A 15406-nucleotide genomic window follows, 5' to 3' on the forward strand; every position below is an offset into this window, starting at 1 on the left:
GGGGGGGGGGGGCGCCCCCCCCCCGCCCCACGAAGGCCTGGTGAGCTACGTCGCCACCCTTCGTGGCTCGCTTCGCTCGCACCTCAGGGACCAGAAGATGGCATCGCCCCGCACCTCAGCGAGCAGAAGATGGCACCGCCCCGCACCTCAGGCAGCAGAAGGTGGTGGCAGAGCCCCGACCTCAGGGAGCAGAAGGTGGCACGGTTCCGTACGTGAATCGAGTCAAGCAGCAGCGTCAGTCGCCGGCGACTCGACCTCGGGAGTCTTGTTCTTGAGGCTCGCGGCGTAGACGTCGACGTACTGCTGGCCGGAGAGCTGCATGAGCTCGTACATGATCTCGTCGGTGACGGCACGCTCGATGTAGCGGTTGCCCTCCATGCCCTCGTAGCGGGAGAAGTCGAGGGGCTTGCCGATGCGAACGGTCACCTTCGTGGGGCGCGGGAGGATCGACCCGGGCGGGTTGAACTTGTGGGTGTCGATCATGGCGACCGGGATGACCGGCACGCCGGTGTCCATCGCCAGCCGCGCGAGGCCGGTCTTGCCCTTGTACAGGCGACCGTCGGGTGAGCGGGTGCCCTCCGGGTACATGCCCATCAGCCTGCCGTTGTCGAGCTGGCGGCGGGCGGCCGTGAGGGCGCCCTCGGCGGCGGCAGCGCCTGACCGGTCGATGGGGATCTGTCCGACCGCGGTGAAGAACCAGCGTTGGAACGCACCCTTGAGTCCGGTGCCGGTGAAGTACTCGCTCTTGGCGAGGAAGTAGATGCGACGGTGGACCATCAGGGGCAGGAAGAAGCTGTCCATGACGGCCAGATGGTTGCTCGCGAGGATCGCGGGCCCGTCGGTCGGGATGTTCTCATGACCTTCGATGGTCGGGCGCCCCAGGACACGGAGGATCGGCCCCAGGAAGATGTACTTGAACGCCCAGTACCACATGAGACTCTCCTCGCCGCGCCACCAACTCGACCCGATGTCGCTGTCGACATCGGACCCCACTGCCGGAACCCCTCACCCCTCGGTCCCGACATCAAGACCATACCTGCGTCGGACCGTACCGACTGTCCCCGGATTCGTCAGCGGGCGGCCGACGGCGGTGCCGACTGGCTCGCCGCGGCCCGTAGTCCTTGGCGCGCAACCTCGGCCGCGCCGACGACACCGGCCGTCTCGCCGAGCTGGGTGCCGCGGATGCGGGCGAGCTGACGGTGGCCGGCACCGGTGACCTGCCGGGCGTAGTGTTCGCGGGCCTCGTCGAGGAACAGGCCCGACGCCGCGCCGACGCCACCGGCCAGGACGATCAGGTCGGGGTCGAAGATGTCGGCGATCATCGCCAGCCCCTGCCCCAGGGATGTCGCGAACCGGGCAAAGGCCGCCAGGGCCACGGCGTCACCGTCGGCGGCCGCACCGGCGACCCGGCGTCCGGTCAGGGAACCGGGGTCGGCGGCCACGTCGGCGGCGAGCTGACTGCGTCCCCAGTCGCCGTTCAGAGGTGCACCGTCGGCCAGCAGCTCGACCACGGTGTCGACCAACGCCGTTCCGCTGCAATACCGTTCCCAGCAGCCACGTTTCCCGCAGGCGCAGGCGCGCCCGTCGGGGACGATCGTGAGGTGTCCGAGCTCCGGCGCGACGCCGTAGCTCCCGCGGTAGATCTCGCCGTCGATGACAAAGCCCGCGCCGATGCCGGTCCCGATGGCCAGCACCACCGTGTTGTGCCCGCGGGCGGCGGCACCGAACCGGACCTCCGCGACCGCAGCGGCGTTGGCGTCGTGTTCGGCGAACACCGGGATGCCGACGCGCCGGGTCATGTCCTCGGCCACCGGGGCCTCACGCCACGGCAGATGAGGTGCGAACCGGACGATGCTGCGGTCGGTGGTGAGGAAGCCGGCGATCGCGAGGCCGACGGCCTTGGCATCCCAGCGCGAGGTCAGCTCGCCGACGAGGCGGTCCAGGCAGTGTTCGAGGGCCTCGACCGTCGACGGGGTCTGGGCGCGCAGGGTGTCGAGCATCGTGCCGCGGTCGTCGACCACCGATGCCCGCACGCTCGTGCCGCCGATGTCGATCCCGATCGTCAGCTCACCCATCACTGCTCCTCGTCGGACCCGGTGTGAGCGTCGGGGCGTCGGGAACTGCTGATCCGGACCGCGATCGGCTCGTAGTGCCGGGGTTCGGAAACCGTGCTGGGGGCGGACCGCAATGCCTCGGCGATGGCCTCAAGGACGGCGATGACCGCTGCGAGGAGTCGGGCGACGAGGTCGCCGATCTCGCTCAGCAGCGAACTGATCTCGCCCGACGCGCCGGCCAGTGCGGCACCGACGGGGCCGTCGGCGCCGAACGCGGCGGCGTACCCGGAGGCCGCGGCGGTCGCTTCCTGCCGACCACCGGCGAAGAGGGCCGCCAGCGCGTCGATCTGATTGGCGAGCCCGAGCAGCAGGTCCCGGACCGGATCGCCCTGCGCAGCACCGTGGTCGTCACGACCGGGCCCGTCACCCTGTGACGTCCCCTCGTCCGTGCCCATTCGCGTTCTCTCCCCTCGCCGCTGGTACCCGGAGGCCTCGTGCCGCTGGCTCCCGCCACCACAGGTGGACGGGCGTCCCAGCACCGTACCGCGCGGCGGTCCCCGGGCGCCGTGGGAGGCCGACTACCGACGCGGCCAGACGGCGGGGTCGGGTACGAAGCCGACGATCAGCCGCCCGTCCTCCCACGCCGCGTCGACGACGGTGCACCGGCGCAACACCGACGGTAGGCGCACCGGGTGGCGGAAGCCGGAGATCGTCACCAGCAGGTCGTCGCCACTGCGTCCGAGTGCCAGCGAATCGGGTTCGGGGAGGCGCTGCGACCACGACAACCGGAAGGCGGTCTCCGTGCCGGCCACGGTCTCCACGACCGACGCGGCCGAACCGCGCGCCATGCCGTGCGGATCGGGCAGCCGGACCGCGAGCTTGCGCAGCCGTGCCATGCGATCGATCGTCTCCGCGGACCGGTCCACCAGGGCCACTCGCACACCGCGGTTGCCGCCGGGATCGTCGAGCATCCCCTCGACGTGTGCGGCGAGTTCTTCCGGGGACTCCGCACCCACCCCGCGGTTCACCTGGACCGACGCCAGCGGCAGCCCCATGACGTCGGCACCGGCGACATAGTGCTCCGCGAGGCGGCGGGCACGGTCGTCGGCACCGAGGACCAGGTGAACGGCCACCGCGTGTGCGTCGGCGAACAGCTCGGCGACATCGGCACAGTCGCGATCGATGGCGTCGACGGCGGCGGTCAGCGGGGCCATCACCGGCCGCTCGGACGCCGTCGCGAGGCGTCGGTGCCGCGGCCAGAAGCGGTTGAGCGCCTGGCTCAGCACCGATCCCCCGCGCAGGAACTGCAACGGGTCGCCGCATCCCGAGCAGTCGACGATGATCCGTTGCCACCGCCCGCTCGTCGCCTCGTCGCGGATACGACGCAACAGCAGGAAGTCGTCGATACCCGGGAGCGAGGTGAGCTCCGCGGCGTCGATGCCGGAGAGGGTTCCCACCCCGGGCAGGACGGCCTTGCTGCGACCCGCGGTGTGCTCGAGGACGTCGACGAACGCCGACCAGGTCCGCTCGGTCAGATCCAGGCGGTCGAGCGTCAGCAGGTGGAGGAACTTCGAGACCGCCACCGGCTCACCGGGCTGCCGGTAGACCCGGGCCCAGTCGTGCACCGGCGACCAGCGGTCGACGGTGATGAGCAGGGTGTGCTGCTCCGGCCCGGTGACGGCACGACGGGAATCCCGAGGAGCGCTGGGCCGCTGGGAGGCCGCCGCGGCGGCGACAGCGGAGACGCCGGAGCCTCCCGGACCGAGCACCACATGTATGGGGGTGAGATCGATCAGCCTTCGACCCTCTTCTTCAGGTCGTGCAGCGCGGCCTCGGTGATCGCCTTCTCCGCACGGCGTTTCAGCTGTCCGATCATCGGTACCTGCAGATCGACCATGAGCTCATAGGTGACCTTGGTCGAACCCGGAACCTGCTGGGTCAGACTGTAGCGACCGCGCTGGTCCTTCTGCAGATCGCTGGAGACCAGCCGCCACGAGACCGAGGTCCCGTCCGGATCCCACTCGTAGGCAAGCACATACGTGTCCTGCAGGACACCGGCGTCGAGCACGAAGCGCACCTCGAGCGCACGCCCGGCGTCGTCGGTGCGCAGGACCTCGACCTCGCGCGCCGCGGTCACCCAGTCCGGGTAGTGCTCGAAATCGGAGATGACGGCGAGGATGTCCTCGGCGTCGGCGCCGATGACGATGTCGCGTTCGGTGTGGTCGGCCATCACACGGCCTCCGCCGGCGCCGCGACCGCGGGCCCGCCGACGTGGCGACCGTCCTCGAGGAGTCGCTTCACGTCGAAGGACATGTCCTTGCCCGCCACGCGGCGGCGCTTGTTCTCCTCCGCCAGCGCGTCGGCGCGGGCGCGAGGGTCGTCTCCCCGTTCACCGGGCAGAGGGCCTGCCGGTTCGGCGTGGAGGAAGTAATGGAGGATGAAGCCGTCGAGGACCGCTTCGTTCCAGATCTCCATCGTCCCGGCCACCGGCCCGTCGACCCGCCACCGGACCCCTTGCTCCGCACGGTCTTCGGTGACCGCCAGACGCAGGTCTGGCCACCATCGCCGCCAGTTGGCGGGGTCGCCGACCACGGCTGCGGCCAGGCGTGGTGCCGCGGCGACGAAGACCTCGTCGGCCACCTGGATGCTCGTCACGCCCACTAGCTTCACATACTCGTGTGGGCGCAGGGTAGTGCACCCGAACGGCGGTGGGGTGGACGTCGCGTTTCCCGGCAGGGATACGATCGGCACAACGGCATCTACTGGAGGGTAACCACGATGAGTGAGTACAGCGTGCCTGCGAAGTTCTCGATCGCCGATGACGAGAACTGCACGAACATCATTTTCGACCTGGCACAGCGATCACCTCAGCACGTCGTGTTCCGCCAGAAGCAGGGCGGCGAGTGGACGCCCATCACCGCTGCCGATGCCGCAGCACGCATCTCGTCGATCGCCAAGGGTCTGATCGCCTCCGGCGTCAACCCGGGCGACCGCGTCGCCCTCCTCTCCCGCACCCGCCTCGAGTGGAATCTCTTCGACTTCGCCATCTGGTCGGCCGGCGCGATCACCGTGCCGATCTACGACTCGTCCTCGGCGAGCCAGATCGAGTGGATCGTGCGCGATTCCGGCGCCGTCGCGATCATCCTCGAGGACGACGGCCACCGTGCCGCCTTCGAATCCATCGACTCGCTCACCGAGCCGGTCACGGTCTTCCAAATCGACCGCTCCGACGCGCCCGGCGCGCTCGACGAACTCGTCGCCGCCGGTGCCGAGGTCCACGACGACGAGGTCATCAAGCGCCGTTCGACCCTCGGCTCCGGCGACCCGGCCACCCTGATCTACACCTCGGGCACCACCGGCCGCCCCAAGGGATGCGAGCTGACCCACGCGAACATGCTCTCCGAGGTGCGTGCCGTCCTCGCCGGCGACCTCCTCGACGACCTCATCAAGCTCGACCAGAAGCGCCTGCTGATGTTCCTGCCGCTCGCGCACGTGCTCGCCCGCGCGATAACCCTCGTCGCGATCGAGGCCGGCTTCGAGGTCGGGCACACCAGTGACATCAAGACCCTCGTGGACGAGTTCGCGGTTTTCAAACCGTCTCTGATCCTCTCCGTGCCGCGAGTGTTCGAGAAGGTCTACAACTCTGCGCGTCAGAAGGCCCACGATGGGGGCAAGGGCAAGATCTTCGACGCCGCGGCCGAGACCGCGGTCGCATACTCCGAGGCCCGCGAGGTGGGCCAGATCGGTCTGGGCCTCAAGCTCAAGCACACGCTGTTCGACGCGCTGGTCTACAAGAAGCTCCGTACCGCCCTCGGCGGCGAGTGTGGGATGGCGATCTCGGGCGGCGGGCCGCTCGGTGCACGTCTGGGCCACTTCTTCTCCGGCGTCGGCATCCCGGTCTTCGAGGGCTACGGCCTGACCGAGACGACGGCCGCGTTCAGCGTGAACACCCCGTCGGCGTGGAAGATCGGCACCGTCGGAAAGCCGTTGTCGGGCAACACCGTCCGCCTCGGCGAGGATGGGGAGATCCTCCTCAAGGGCGGCGTCGTGTGCGCCGAGTACTGGCAGAACCCGGAGGCGACGGCCTCCGGGATCGTCGACGGCTGGTTCCACACCGGTGACCTCGGCACCGTCGACGCCGATGGCTTCATCACCATCACCGGCCGTAAGAAGGAACTCATCGTGACCGCGGGCGGCAAGAACGTCTCCCCCGCCGGCCTCGAGGACGTCATCCGCGCCAACGCCCTCATCTCCCAGGCGATGGTCGTCGGCGATGCAAAGCCGTTCGTGGCCGCGCTCATCACCATCGATCCCGAGGCCTTCCCGGCGTGGAAGGAACGCAACGGCAAGCCGGAGTCGGCCTCGGTCGCCGATCTCATCGACGACGCCGATCTCCTCGCCGAGGTCCAGTCGGCGATCGACGCCGCCAACAAGACCGTGTCGAGCGCGGAGGGCATCAAGAAGTTCCGCATCCTACCGTCGGACTTCACCGAGGAAACCGGCGAGATGACGCCGACCCTCAAGGTCAGGCGCAACGTGGTGGTCGAGAAGTTCTCGGGCGACATCGAGGCGATCTACCAGCGGTGAGACGGTGCCGCCGGACGGACATGCGGCGGCATCGGTGGAATGATTCCGCCCGGGCACCCGTTGGTGCCTGAATGCGAGCAATCACCTACAGCCGCTTCGGCGGCCCCGATGTCCTGGAGCTCACCGACCTCCCCACGCCCAAGGTCGGACCGGACTCAGTCCTGGTCCGAGTGCGCGCCACCAGCGTCAACCCGGTGGACTGGAAGATCCGGCAAGGTCACCTCGCCGAGGTGATGGACACCGTGTTCCCGGTGGTCCCGGGTTGGGATGTCGCGGGCGTCGTCGAACAGGTCGGCCTGGACACACCCGAGTTCCAGGTCGGCGACGAGGTGTTCGGTTACGTCCGTAAGGACCTCGTCGGTGGCGAGGTCGCCGGCGGTACGTTCGCCGATCTGGTCGTCGCACCGGTCCGGACACTCGCCCACAAGCCGGCCGGCTGGTCGTTTGAAGAAGCTGCCGCCGTGCCGCTCGCCGGACTGACGGCGTACCAGACCATCCGCCGGGCAGGCGTGCAGTCGGGCCACACCGTGCTGGTCCATGCCGCCGCCGGCGGCGTCGGATCGTTCGCGGTCCAGATCGCGAAGTCGCTGGGCGCCCGGGTCATCGGCACTGCTTCCGAGTCCAATCACGACTACCTGCGCAGCCTCGGCGCCGAACCGACCACGTACGGCGACGGTCTCGCCGACCGGGTACGCGAACTCGCGCCCGACGGCGTCGACGTCGTCCTCGACTACGTCGGCGGTGACGCAATCGACTCGGTGCCGGACGTTCTCCGCGACGGCGGCACGGTCGCCTCGATCATCGATGCACGCGCTCGTGACGAGTTCGGGGGCGAGTACGTGTGGGTTCGTCCCGACGCCGCGGACCTCGCCGAACTGGGCCGACTCGGCGACGCCGGCGACCTCAAGCCGGAGATCGCCGAGGTCTTCGACCTGCCTGACGCATCCGCCGCCCACGAACGCAGCCAGTCCGGGCACGTGCGCGGGAAGATCGTCGTACGGGTGTCGGCCGAGGCGTAGGCACCGCCCGCCGCCGCCGGGCCGGGGCGTCGACCTCGCTGAAAAGCGCCCCTGAGATCCGCCCCGATTTGCGCCCCGGCCCGAAAAGCGCCCCTGAGAACGACCCTCCAGCGCAGCACCGCGAGCGATATGTCGCCAGCGGCGCTGTAGAGGGCGCATTTCAGGGGCGCATTTCTGCGCTGGGCGGAAAGCAGGGGCGCATTTCAGGGGTGGATTTCGGGGGCGCATCTCAGCCCCGGCTGAGCCAGCAGCCTCAGAGCAACTGCCGCAACCGGGCGGCCATCTGACTCCACTGCCAATTGTCGACGACGAAACGTCGTCCGGCAGCGCCCATCTCAGCCGCAGCGGCCCGGTCGCCCAGGATCGACAGGATCGCCAGGGCGACGGCGTCGACATCGGTGCCGTCCACGGTCGTGCCGGTGACCCCTTCGACGACCGTCTCCGGTGCTCCGCCGGACAGACCCGCGACCACCGGCACACCCGTGGCCGACGCCTCGAGGTAGACGATCCCGAGCCCTTCGACGTCGAGCCCTCCCCCGCGTGTGCGGGACGGCATCGCGAAGACGTCGGCGATGTTGTGGTACGCCGAGAGTTCTTCGGCCGGAACCGATCCCGTGAAGATCACCTGGTCCTCGACACCGGTCCGCGTCGCCAGTGCATGCAGCTTCTCCGCGTACGGCCCTCCGCCGACGATCACCAGGACGGCGTCGGGCATCGTTCGACGGATGAGCGGCAGCGCCCGGATCAGCACGTCCTGTCCCTTGCGCGGCACCAGTCGCGACAGGCACAGGATCGTCGGCCGGTCCCCCAGTTCGTGGCGGTCCCGGAACTTCTGCCGCAGAACAGGATCGGGTGAGAAGCGGGCGACGTCGACGCCGGGCGGCAGGTATTCCAGTGCCGCGTGCGCACCGAAGGCCGACGCGAATCGACCTCGGGTGTACCGGCTGACGAAGGTGATCACGTCGGTGTGGCGACCGATGTGGCCCAGCACCTGACGTGCGACGGGGAGCATCGACCAGCCGACTTCGTGACCATGGGTGCTCGCGAGGATGCGCTGTGCACCAGCGCGCCGCATCGCGGGCGCTAGGACGGCCAGCGGCGCGGCCGCCCCGAACCAGACCGTCGAGATCTGCTCGCGCCGAACGATCTCCGCTGCACGCCGGGCGACAAACGGGGTCGGCAACATCAGCGTCGTGCGATGGCGGTACACCCGGTAGGGCGCCTCGGCGTCGAAGTCGATGTGCGATCGGCCGCGCCACCGCGGCGCGTAGACGACGATGTCCTCCGGCGGGAGCAGGTCGACCAGGTTCTGCAGGTAGGACTGGATCCCGCCCGGTCGGGGCGGAAAGTCGTTGGTGATCAACAGGGTTCGCGCCATCAGCCGACCTGCCCGTCGAGCCATTTACCCCATCCGGTGATGAGCTCGTCGCGGCTGACGCCGAGCGCGGCCCGGATGGCGGCGTCCTGACGAGTCGGATCGGCGGTCGCCGCGACCCCGAGATAGAACCTCTTCAGACGCGCCTCGTCGTAACGGTCGGCGATGTAGGCGGCCATCGACCATGCGCTCTGGTAGGCGAGCTGCGAGGTCTGCCCGTCAATCGCGAAGGCCACATCGTCGGGCAGCGCGGTCGGCGTGTTCCCCGCCCGAACCGCTTCGGTCAGATCGGGCGCGGCGTCGGCGAGACGCCGGTAGGTGCCCTTGCGGCCGACGTATTCGGCCACTCCCTCGGTGATCCAGAGCGGGGCGTCGAGAGCCGTTTGCGCACGGGCTGCGACGTGGGTGAGCTCGTGGCGCAGCACGACGTCGAGGGTCGGCGGGGCCAGATCGTCGGCGGCCGGGGTGAAGACCACACGCTGGCCGATGGCGGTACGCCGGGGAAAGTCCACCCGGCTGTAGACGGTCGCCGCGGCCGCCGCACCGATCGCGCCGCCGTCCTGCGTGACCAGGCCGGCGAACTCGTCCTGGTCGGAGGTGGTCACCAGCACGGCGCGTCGATCCCACGAATCCCCCCAGAAGGCGGTCACCGCGTCGACGGCGTCGGGCAGCAGCTCGGGCAGATTCGCCGCCGCCGCGCTGGTGCGGAGGTAGCGGGTGACCACCGACGTCCCACCTGCGGTGGCGACGTCGGAGACGGACAGTCCGGGCAGTTCCCACAGCTGGGTGGGGGTCGGCTCCTCGCCGAGTGCCGCGGTGTCCCCGACGAGCTTCCACTCGTCACCGTAGCGGGCGACCACGAACTGGGTCGTCACGACGACCTCGGGTTCGTCGACACCGGGTGCGCGTTCACCACCGAGGGCGTACCGCAGCTCTACCGGTGCCACCCAGGCGTCCGAACTGCCGTTCGCGTCAAGGCGACCCTGCACATCGGCGGGTACCAGCGTCTCGGCCTCCTCAGTAGGGGCCAGTTGGTAGCGGAAGCGTGCGAACTGCAGCGGGCCGCCGGAGTCGCCGCGTCCAGACGCCCGAGGAGTGAAGTTCTCGGCCGCGGTGACCCAGCGGCTTCTAAAGGCCGGGGTCGACGCATCGTCGAGCAACGACCCGATCTTCGGCACATCCCCCGACGTGATCGTCCCGGTCAGGTCGTCGAGCAGACGCGTCACACCCTCGGCGCGCTGTTGCTCGTAAGGGTTGGTCGGCGTCGAGGTCGTCGTGGAGGTGCCACCGGAGGTCGACCCGTCGGCCGTGGACGGCGCCTGGCCGCCGCATCCGGTGGTCACACCGACGAGCAGCACCACCGCGGACGCGAGCGTCGGGCGCCAACGCCCGCGGAGTGAAACCACCAGAGGAGTCTAGAACCGACGGCCGGAGTTGAACGGACCGGCCTCGTCGAGCGGGACGACCTTGACCGGGACACCGAAGGTCGAGGCGTGGATGACGTATCCGTCACCGACGTACATCCCGACGTGGTGGGCGTCCGGGTAGTAGATGACCAGGTCGCCCGCCTTGAGGTCCTCGCGGGACACCGGCTGACCGCCGGCCATCTGCGCCTCACTCGACCGCGGGATGGTCTTGCCGGCCTGCTTGTAGGCCCACACCATCAGACCCGAGCAGTCGAACGAGCTCGGACCGGTCGCACCCCACACGTACGGATCACCGATGCGCGTGAGGGCTGCCTGCACGGCGACGAGCGCGGCGGCGGTGCCCTTGGGGACGATCCGCGGGTCGAAGTCGAACTTCGGGCCGCGCAGGGCGGCGAGTTGCTTGCCGGTCATCGACTGGTAGATCGCGCGGATCTGGATCGCCTGCATCTGCAGGTCGGCCTGCTTGGTCTGAAGGTCTCCACGCACCCGTTCGGCGCGTGAGACGGCCTCCGACGCCGCGAGCGCGGTCTGGTCGGCGTCCTTCTTGGCGGCCGCGGTGCGGGCGCGGACCTTCTTGATGGCGGTCAGGTCGGAAGCGGCCTGCCGCGAGATCATGTCGAGTCCCGACATCTGGTCGAGCAGCGCCTGCGGCGAGTCGCTGACCATCACGGCGTAGAGCCCGCTGACACGGGCGCCCTGGTAGCTGGCGCGCACGATGGAGTCGACCCTGGCCTGGTAGGAGGCGAGCTGCTCACGGCTGATGTCGAGCTTGCGCTGGGCGTCGGCGGCGGCCCGCTTCGCCTGGGTGACGATCGAGCGCTGCTTGTCGTACTCGATCTTGGCGTTGTGCATCGCCTCGGTGGTCTTCTCGGCCTCGGTGCCGAGCTGCTTGTAGCGATCGAGAAGCTGATCGGCCGATCGCGCGGGCGCGGCCTGAGCCTGTCCGACACCGCCGGTCGTCAGCGGGACGACCGTCACCATCGCCGCCAGCAGACACAAGACGAGCATCACCGGGCCCGATCGAGCGCGAAGACGCGTCGCGTTCACTGGTCCCTCCCCGGAAAGCACGGTTCAGTCACTCCTCTACCGCTTCGTTCCTCCCCCGCGGACCACCCTGTCATCCCCCGATGGCCCCCGAGACCGGATCAGGCGGATCGCACAAAGCTCGCGACCCGCCCTCTCCTGATGCTCTTGTTCAGTTGGTATCAGTACCGCCGGATACCGGTGAGCTGCCATTCCTTGACGGCGTCGCGCTTCACGGGCGTGCCATAGGTCGAGGAGTGGACGAACTGTCCGTTTCCGACGTAGATGCCGGCATGGCCGCCACCGTTGAAGATCATCACATCGCCGGGCTTGGCCTCGCTGTAGGAGACCGCGCGACCGCCACCGAGCTGGCCGTAGCTGTCACGGGGGATGGTCTTGCCGGCCTGCTTGTACGACCAGTAGACGAGACCCGAGCAGTCGAAGGCGTTGGGGCCGGCCGAACCGTAGGAGTACGGCGAGCCGATCTTGCTCTCCGCAGCCTTGACGGCCTTCTGGCCGGCGGTCAGCTGGGGCTGCCCGAGGGGGGCGCCACCGTGCGGACGGAACTGCTGCGGGATCTGGTTCTGACCGATACCCGGGATGGTGAACTGGCCGACGTTGGGGATCTCGACCGTGGCAGCCGGCGACTTCTTCGCGACGGGCTTGGGCGCGGGGGCCGCTTCCGGAGCCTTCTTCTCACCGGGCAGGGCCGGGATCTCGAAGGTACCGAGCGGGGTCTCGACCGGGGCTGCGAGAGCAGGGCCGGCCGCGGCAGCGAGCGAACCGAGCGTGATCGATCCAGCGATCACCGCCTTCTTGGCAACCTTGCTCCCACGATTGGGCTGTTCCAAACGATGTTTGGGCACGAAGCGAGTTCTCCTTCAGTTTCTCCCTGTACCGCCGACCGAGTTAGCTGTCGGGTTCGGGCCGGAAGAGTGGCCCTACGCGTTTTTGGCACAGCCAGATCCCAGAAGGACACTGTTGCGCGTTGACGCGATTCACCCCGATCGGGACAGTCCTGCCTGGTCATGTCAGTGCTGACATACCCGGCCACGCTGCCCGAAGTAAGTGGTTCCCCGGTTCGCCCGTGAGGACGATTGAGCGGTGACTTTCGCGGACCACTTCTGTTGAAGCGGGACGCTCCGCAAAGGTCTCAGGAAGGTTACGAAATCGTCGGCGCTGTGTCCACTAGGCAACGGACACGCAATTCGCCACCGATTTTCAGCCTGCGCGGAGCTCGGTCGAGGACACGACCCGTAAAGGCGTCTGACGTGCAGTTTTCGTCGTTCTTGCAGATCGTGCAGCGGCACTGGTGACCATTGCAGCCGACTGGAGAACATCGATCGCGAGGTCCAGTTCCGCATCGTCGTCGAGGGCCTGCACCGTTACCGAAGCTCCACCTTCACCAGGTGCATCGTCCCAGTTCGGGCCGCCGAAAAGCACTGTCATCATGCACCCGTCACAGGCGACGGGGCGGGCCGGGCAGGTCGCGCAGTCAACATGCATCGTGTGATCTCCATCTCATCTGGCCGTCGGAGGGGTTTGAACTCCGAATCGGGCGGGTCACGGCGGGCAGATTCGGTGCCGTCGGCGCCGATCTCTCACTTCGAGGTGGAGACTAGGGGGCACCACCGACAAACTCGTTCGCACACTGTTCGACACATGCGTCACATCAGTAACAAGCGACGTCGACCAACACCCCATCCGCACTCCCCGACCCGAAACGGAACGGCCGATCGGGGTGTCACATCCGCGGTGTCGGTGCATCGAACTAGTGTTCGCCTCGTGACGCGCAGAGATGGTGGTGGTGCAGCCACAGGACAGGGGACGTCGGGACAACTGACCTTCGCCGACCTCGAGGCCGCCGACCAGGCGACCGACGGCGACGCCATCTCGAGCGAGTTCAGCGATCGCGCCCTGTTCGACACCACCCTCGTCGTCGTCGACCTCGAGACGACCGGTTCCAGCCCGACAGACGACCGCATCACCGAGATCGGTGCGGTGAAGATCCGCGGCGGCGAGGTGATCGGCGAGTTCGCCACCCTCGTCGATCCGGGCCGGGCCATCCCACCGCAGATCGTCACGCTCACCGGGATCACGACGGCGATGGTCACCGACGCACCCCGGATCGAATCCGTGCTGCCGGCGTTCCTCGAGTTCGCCCGCGGCTCGATCCTGGTCGCCCACAATGCGCGCTTCGACATGGGTTTCCTACGGCAGAACGCCCTCCGGCTCCACCTGGACTGGCCCTTCAGCCTGAGCCTCTGCACCGTGACGATGGCGCGGCGCATCCTGCCGCGCGACGAGGCGCCCACGGTCAAGCTCAGCGCCCTGGCCGAACTCTTCGACGTCTCCGTCCGGCCCACCCACCGGGCCCTGGACGACGCCCGCGCCACGGTCGAGGTCTTCCACCGTCTCCTCGAACGCGTCGGGAACCAGGGCATCTCGACGGTCGGAGAACTCACCTCGTATCTGCCGCGCACCGATCCCCGTCTGCGAGCCAAGCGTCAGATGGCCGACCGCGTGCCCGCGCGTCCGGGCGTCTATCTGTTCCGCGGGCCGTCGAACGAGGTCCTCTATGTCGGTACCGCGGTGGACCTCCGACGCCGCGTCCGTTCCTACTTCTCCGGCAGCGACCCCCGGCGCCGCATCACCGAGATGGTCTTGCTCGCCGAGCGCGTCGACGTCGTCGAGTGCTCCCATGCCCTGGAGGCGGCCGTCCGCGAGCTGCGGCTACTGGCGGCGCACGCGCCCGCCTACAACCGGCGGTCGAAGCAGCCCCACAGGGGATGGTGGGTGACGCTCACCGAGGAGCGTTTCCCCCGCCTCAAGGTGAGCCGCACGCCCACGGACGAGTCGATCGGCCCGGTGGGCAACCGCAACAATGCGGCGACGGTGGCCGACGTGATCGCCGCGGCCGCCGGACTCCGCACATGTACCAAACGCCACGGGGCCACCGGCTACCACTGGTGCCCCACGCCCGACGGCGTCCGCCAGCCCGGCGGATGTCATGCCGCCGCCGAGCAGCCCCAGACCGTTCCGGACTACCTGCCGCGCGTGACCGCGGCCCGACGCCTCATGCGTGGAGAGGCCGACGATCTCCTCGACGACCTCACCGCCCGGCTCGCCGACCTCTCCGAGGCGCAGATGTTCGAGACCGCCGCACGACATCGCGACCGGCTCGCCCTGACCATCGACGCCCTGGCGCGGTGTCAGCGGCTGGCCGCGCTGTGTGCGATCGCCGAGATCGTCATCGCCCGTCCCGACGACGAACGCGGCTGGCATTTCGCCGTCGTCCGGCACGGACGACTCGCGGCGGCCGGGCGTGCCCGGCGAGGCGTCTCCCCCATGCCGGTCGTCGACGCGCTCGTCGCCGCTGCCGAGACCGTCATCCCCGAGCCGGGACCGTTGCGCGGGGCTCCGGCGGAGGAGGTGGCGCTGATCTACCGATGGATGACCGAGCCCGGGGCCCGGATCGTGTCCACCACCGACCCGGTGGCACTCCCGGCCGGATGTGCCGAGCGCCGGCGCGGCTGGTCGCAATCCGCACGGGACGCCCGCTCCGACGCCCGCGCGGTGGTGCACCGGACGCCACGACCCACGCAGCGCTCGCCGATCCGCGAGCTCGTGGCCACTAGGCTTGCGCCATGATCACTGCCATCGTCCTCATCCAGGCCGACATCCACCAGATCCCGGAGACCGCTCAGGCCGTGGCCGACATTCCCGGCGTCGAAGAGGTGTACTCCTGCGCGGGCGACGTCGACCTCATCGCGAAGATCCGCGTCCGCGACCATGAGCACATCGCGTCGGTGGTGACCGGGCAGATCAACCGCTTGCCCGGAGTGCTCAAGTCCGCCACCCACATCGCGTTCCGCAGCTACTCCAGCTCGGACGTCGAGGGCGGCTTCTCCATCGGCGAGA

General features: G+C 69.0%; 14 protein-coding genes and 1 riboswitch. Of the genes, 4 read left to right on the plus strand and 10 right to left on the minus strand.

Annotated features, from left to right (window positions below; all coding sequences use genetic code 11):
• Window positions 1-222 precede the first annotated feature (222 nt).
• The 6 genes from M1L58_RS22655 to M1L58_RS22680 all read right to left on the minus strand — a co-directional run bounded on the left by M1L58_RS22655 (window position 223) and on the right by M1L58_RS22680 (window position 4724).
• Complete coding sequence (locus M1L58_RS22655; protein WP_248660566.1) at window positions 223-933, minus strand: lysophospholipid acyltransferase family protein; 711 nt, start codon at window positions 931-933, stop codon at window positions 223-225.
• Window positions 934-1070: 137 nt separating this feature from the next.
• Window positions 1071-2075, minus strand: coding sequence for an ROK family protein (locus M1L58_RS22660; RefSeq protein WP_248660560.1), 1005 nt, complete (start codon window positions 2073-2075; stop codon window positions 1071-1073).
• Window positions 2075-2509 (minus strand): hypothetical protein, encoded by a 435-nt coding sequence (locus tag M1L58_RS22665; protein WP_006868121.1) that lies wholly within the window; start codon window positions 2507-2509, stop codon window positions 2075-2077. The genes M1L58_RS22660 and M1L58_RS22665 overlap by 1 nt, the downstream gene beginning before the upstream one ends.
• Before the next feature lie 123 nt (window positions 2510-2632).
• On the minus strand, window positions 2633-3826 hold the full coding sequence (locus M1L58_RS22670) for an ArsA-related P-loop ATPase (RefSeq protein WP_248660561.1): 1194 nt from the start codon (window positions 3824-3826) through the stop codon (window positions 2633-2635).
• Between the two features lie 20 nt (window positions 3827-3846).
• Window positions 3847-4284 (minus strand): SRPBCC family protein, encoded by a 438-nt coding sequence (locus M1L58_RS22675; protein ID WP_006868119.1) that lies wholly within the window; start codon window positions 4282-4284, stop codon window positions 3847-3849.
• Complete coding sequence (locus M1L58_RS22680; protein WP_127962825.1) at window positions 4284-4724, minus strand: hypothetical protein; 441 nt, start codon at window positions 4722-4724, stop codon at window positions 4284-4286. Before M1L58_RS22680 ends, M1L58_RS22675 begins: the two co-directional genes overlap by 1 nt.
• Before the next feature lie 108 nt (window positions 4725-4832).
• Here M1L58_RS22680 and M1L58_RS22685 point away from each other — a divergent pair, with 108 nt between their 5' ends.
• Both M1L58_RS22685 and M1L58_RS22690 read left to right on the plus strand, forming a co-directional pair.
• A complete protein-coding gene (locus tag M1L58_RS22685; RefSeq protein ID WP_248660562.1) occupies window positions 4833-6641 on the plus strand; it encodes an AMP-dependent synthetase/ligase in 1809 nt (602 codons plus the stop codon).
• A 71-nt stretch (window positions 6642-6712) separates the two neighbouring features.
• Window positions 6713-7660: an NADP-dependent oxidoreductase gene (locus tag M1L58_RS22690; protein WP_006356847.1), complete on the plus strand. Its 948-nt coding sequence runs from the start codon at window positions 6713-6715 to the stop codon at window positions 7658-7660.
• 253 nt (window positions 7661-7913) lie between these two features.
• Here M1L58_RS22690 and M1L58_RS22695 read toward each other — a convergent pair whose 3' ends face one another.
• The 4 genes from M1L58_RS22695 to M1L58_RS22710 all read right to left on the minus strand — a co-directional run bounded on the left by M1L58_RS22695 (window position 7914) and on the right by M1L58_RS22710 (window position 12351).
• Window positions 7914-9038 carry a glycosyltransferase family 4 protein gene (locus M1L58_RS22695; RefSeq protein ID WP_154884375.1) on the minus strand — a complete coding sequence of 375 codons (1125 nt, stop codon included), beginning with the start codon at window positions 9036-9038 and terminating at the stop codon, window positions 7914-7916.
• Window positions 9038-10441, minus strand: coding sequence for a hypothetical protein (locus M1L58_RS22700; protein WP_248660563.1), 1404 nt, complete (start codon window positions 10439-10441; stop codon window positions 9038-9040). Before M1L58_RS22700 ends, M1L58_RS22695 begins: the two co-directional genes overlap by 1 nt.
• Before the next feature lie 9 nt (window positions 10442-10450).
• Window positions 10451-11470: a C40 family peptidase gene (locus M1L58_RS22705; protein ID WP_282579019.1), complete on the minus strand. Its 1020-nt coding sequence runs from the start codon at window positions 11468-11470 to the stop codon at window positions 10451-10453.
• A gap of 197 nt (window positions 11471-11667) precedes the next feature.
• Window positions 11668-12351 carry a C40 family peptidase gene (locus tag M1L58_RS22710; protein WP_006867824.1) on the minus strand — a complete coding sequence of 228 codons (684 nt, stop codon included), beginning with the start codon at window positions 12349-12351 and terminating at the stop codon, window positions 11668-11670.
• Between the two features lie 17 nt (window positions 12352-12368).
• A riboswitch (cyclic di-AMP (ydaO/yuaA leader) is annotated at window positions 12369-12599 on the minus strand.
• Window positions 12600-13270: 671 nt separating this feature from the next.
• On the opposite strand from M1L58_RS22710, the gene M1L58_RS22715 reads away from it, so the two are divergent.
• Together M1L58_RS22715 and M1L58_RS22720 are read left to right on the plus strand one after the other, a co-directional pair.
• The gene (locus M1L58_RS22715; RefSeq protein WP_248660564.1) at window positions 13271-15136 is read left to right on the plus strand and encodes a DEDD exonuclease domain-containing protein; all 1866 of its coding nucleotides are present in this window, start codon (window positions 13271-13273) and stop codon (window positions 15134-15136) included.
• Window positions 15133-15406: Lrp/AsnC family transcriptional regulator (locus M1L58_RS22720; protein WP_248660565.1), on the plus strand; the 274-nt coding region annotated here is incomplete at its 3' end. The genes M1L58_RS22715 and M1L58_RS22720, both read left to right, overlap by 4 nt.

The organism is Gordonia sp. C13 (assembly GCF_023218005.1).
GTDB classification, from domain to species: Bacteria; Actinomycetota; Actinomycetes; order Mycobacteriales; family Mycobacteriaceae; genus Gordonia; species Gordonia namibiensis.

Excerpts from the sequence above, each read along its gene's own strand:
- M1L58_RS22675 (WP_006868119.1), bottom strand. The coding sequence starts at position 4,284 with ATGGCCGACCACACCGAACGCGACATCGTCATCGGCGCCGACGCCGAG.
- M1L58_RS22690 (WP_006356847.1), top strand. The coding sequence starts at position 6,713 with ATGCGAGCAATCACCTACAGCCGCTTCGGCGGCCCCGATGTCCTGGAG.
- M1L58_RS22695 (WP_154884375.1), bottom strand. The coding sequence starts at position 9,038 with ATGGCGCGAACCCTGTTGATCACCAACGACTTTCCGCCCCGACCGGGC.
- M1L58_RS22660 (WP_248660560.1), bottom strand. The coding sequence starts at position 2,075 with ATGGGTGAGCTGACGATCGGGATCGACATCGGCGGCACGAGCGTGCGG.
- M1L58_RS22705 (WP_282579019.1), bottom strand. The coding sequence starts at position 11,470 with ATGCTCGTCTTGTGTCTGCTGGCGGCGATGGTGACGGTCGTCCCGCTG.
- M1L58_RS22655 (WP_248660566.1), bottom strand. The coding sequence starts at position 933 with ATGTGGTACTGGGCGTTCAAGTACATCTTCCTGGGGCCGATCCTCCGT.
- M1L58_RS22665 (WP_006868121.1), bottom strand. The coding sequence starts at position 2,509 with ATGGGCACGGACGAGGGGACGTCACAGGGTGACGGGCCCGGTCGTGAC.
- M1L58_RS22685 (WP_248660562.1), top strand. The coding sequence starts at position 4,833 with ATGAGTGAGTACAGCGTGCCTGCGAAGTTCTCGATCGCCGATGACGAG.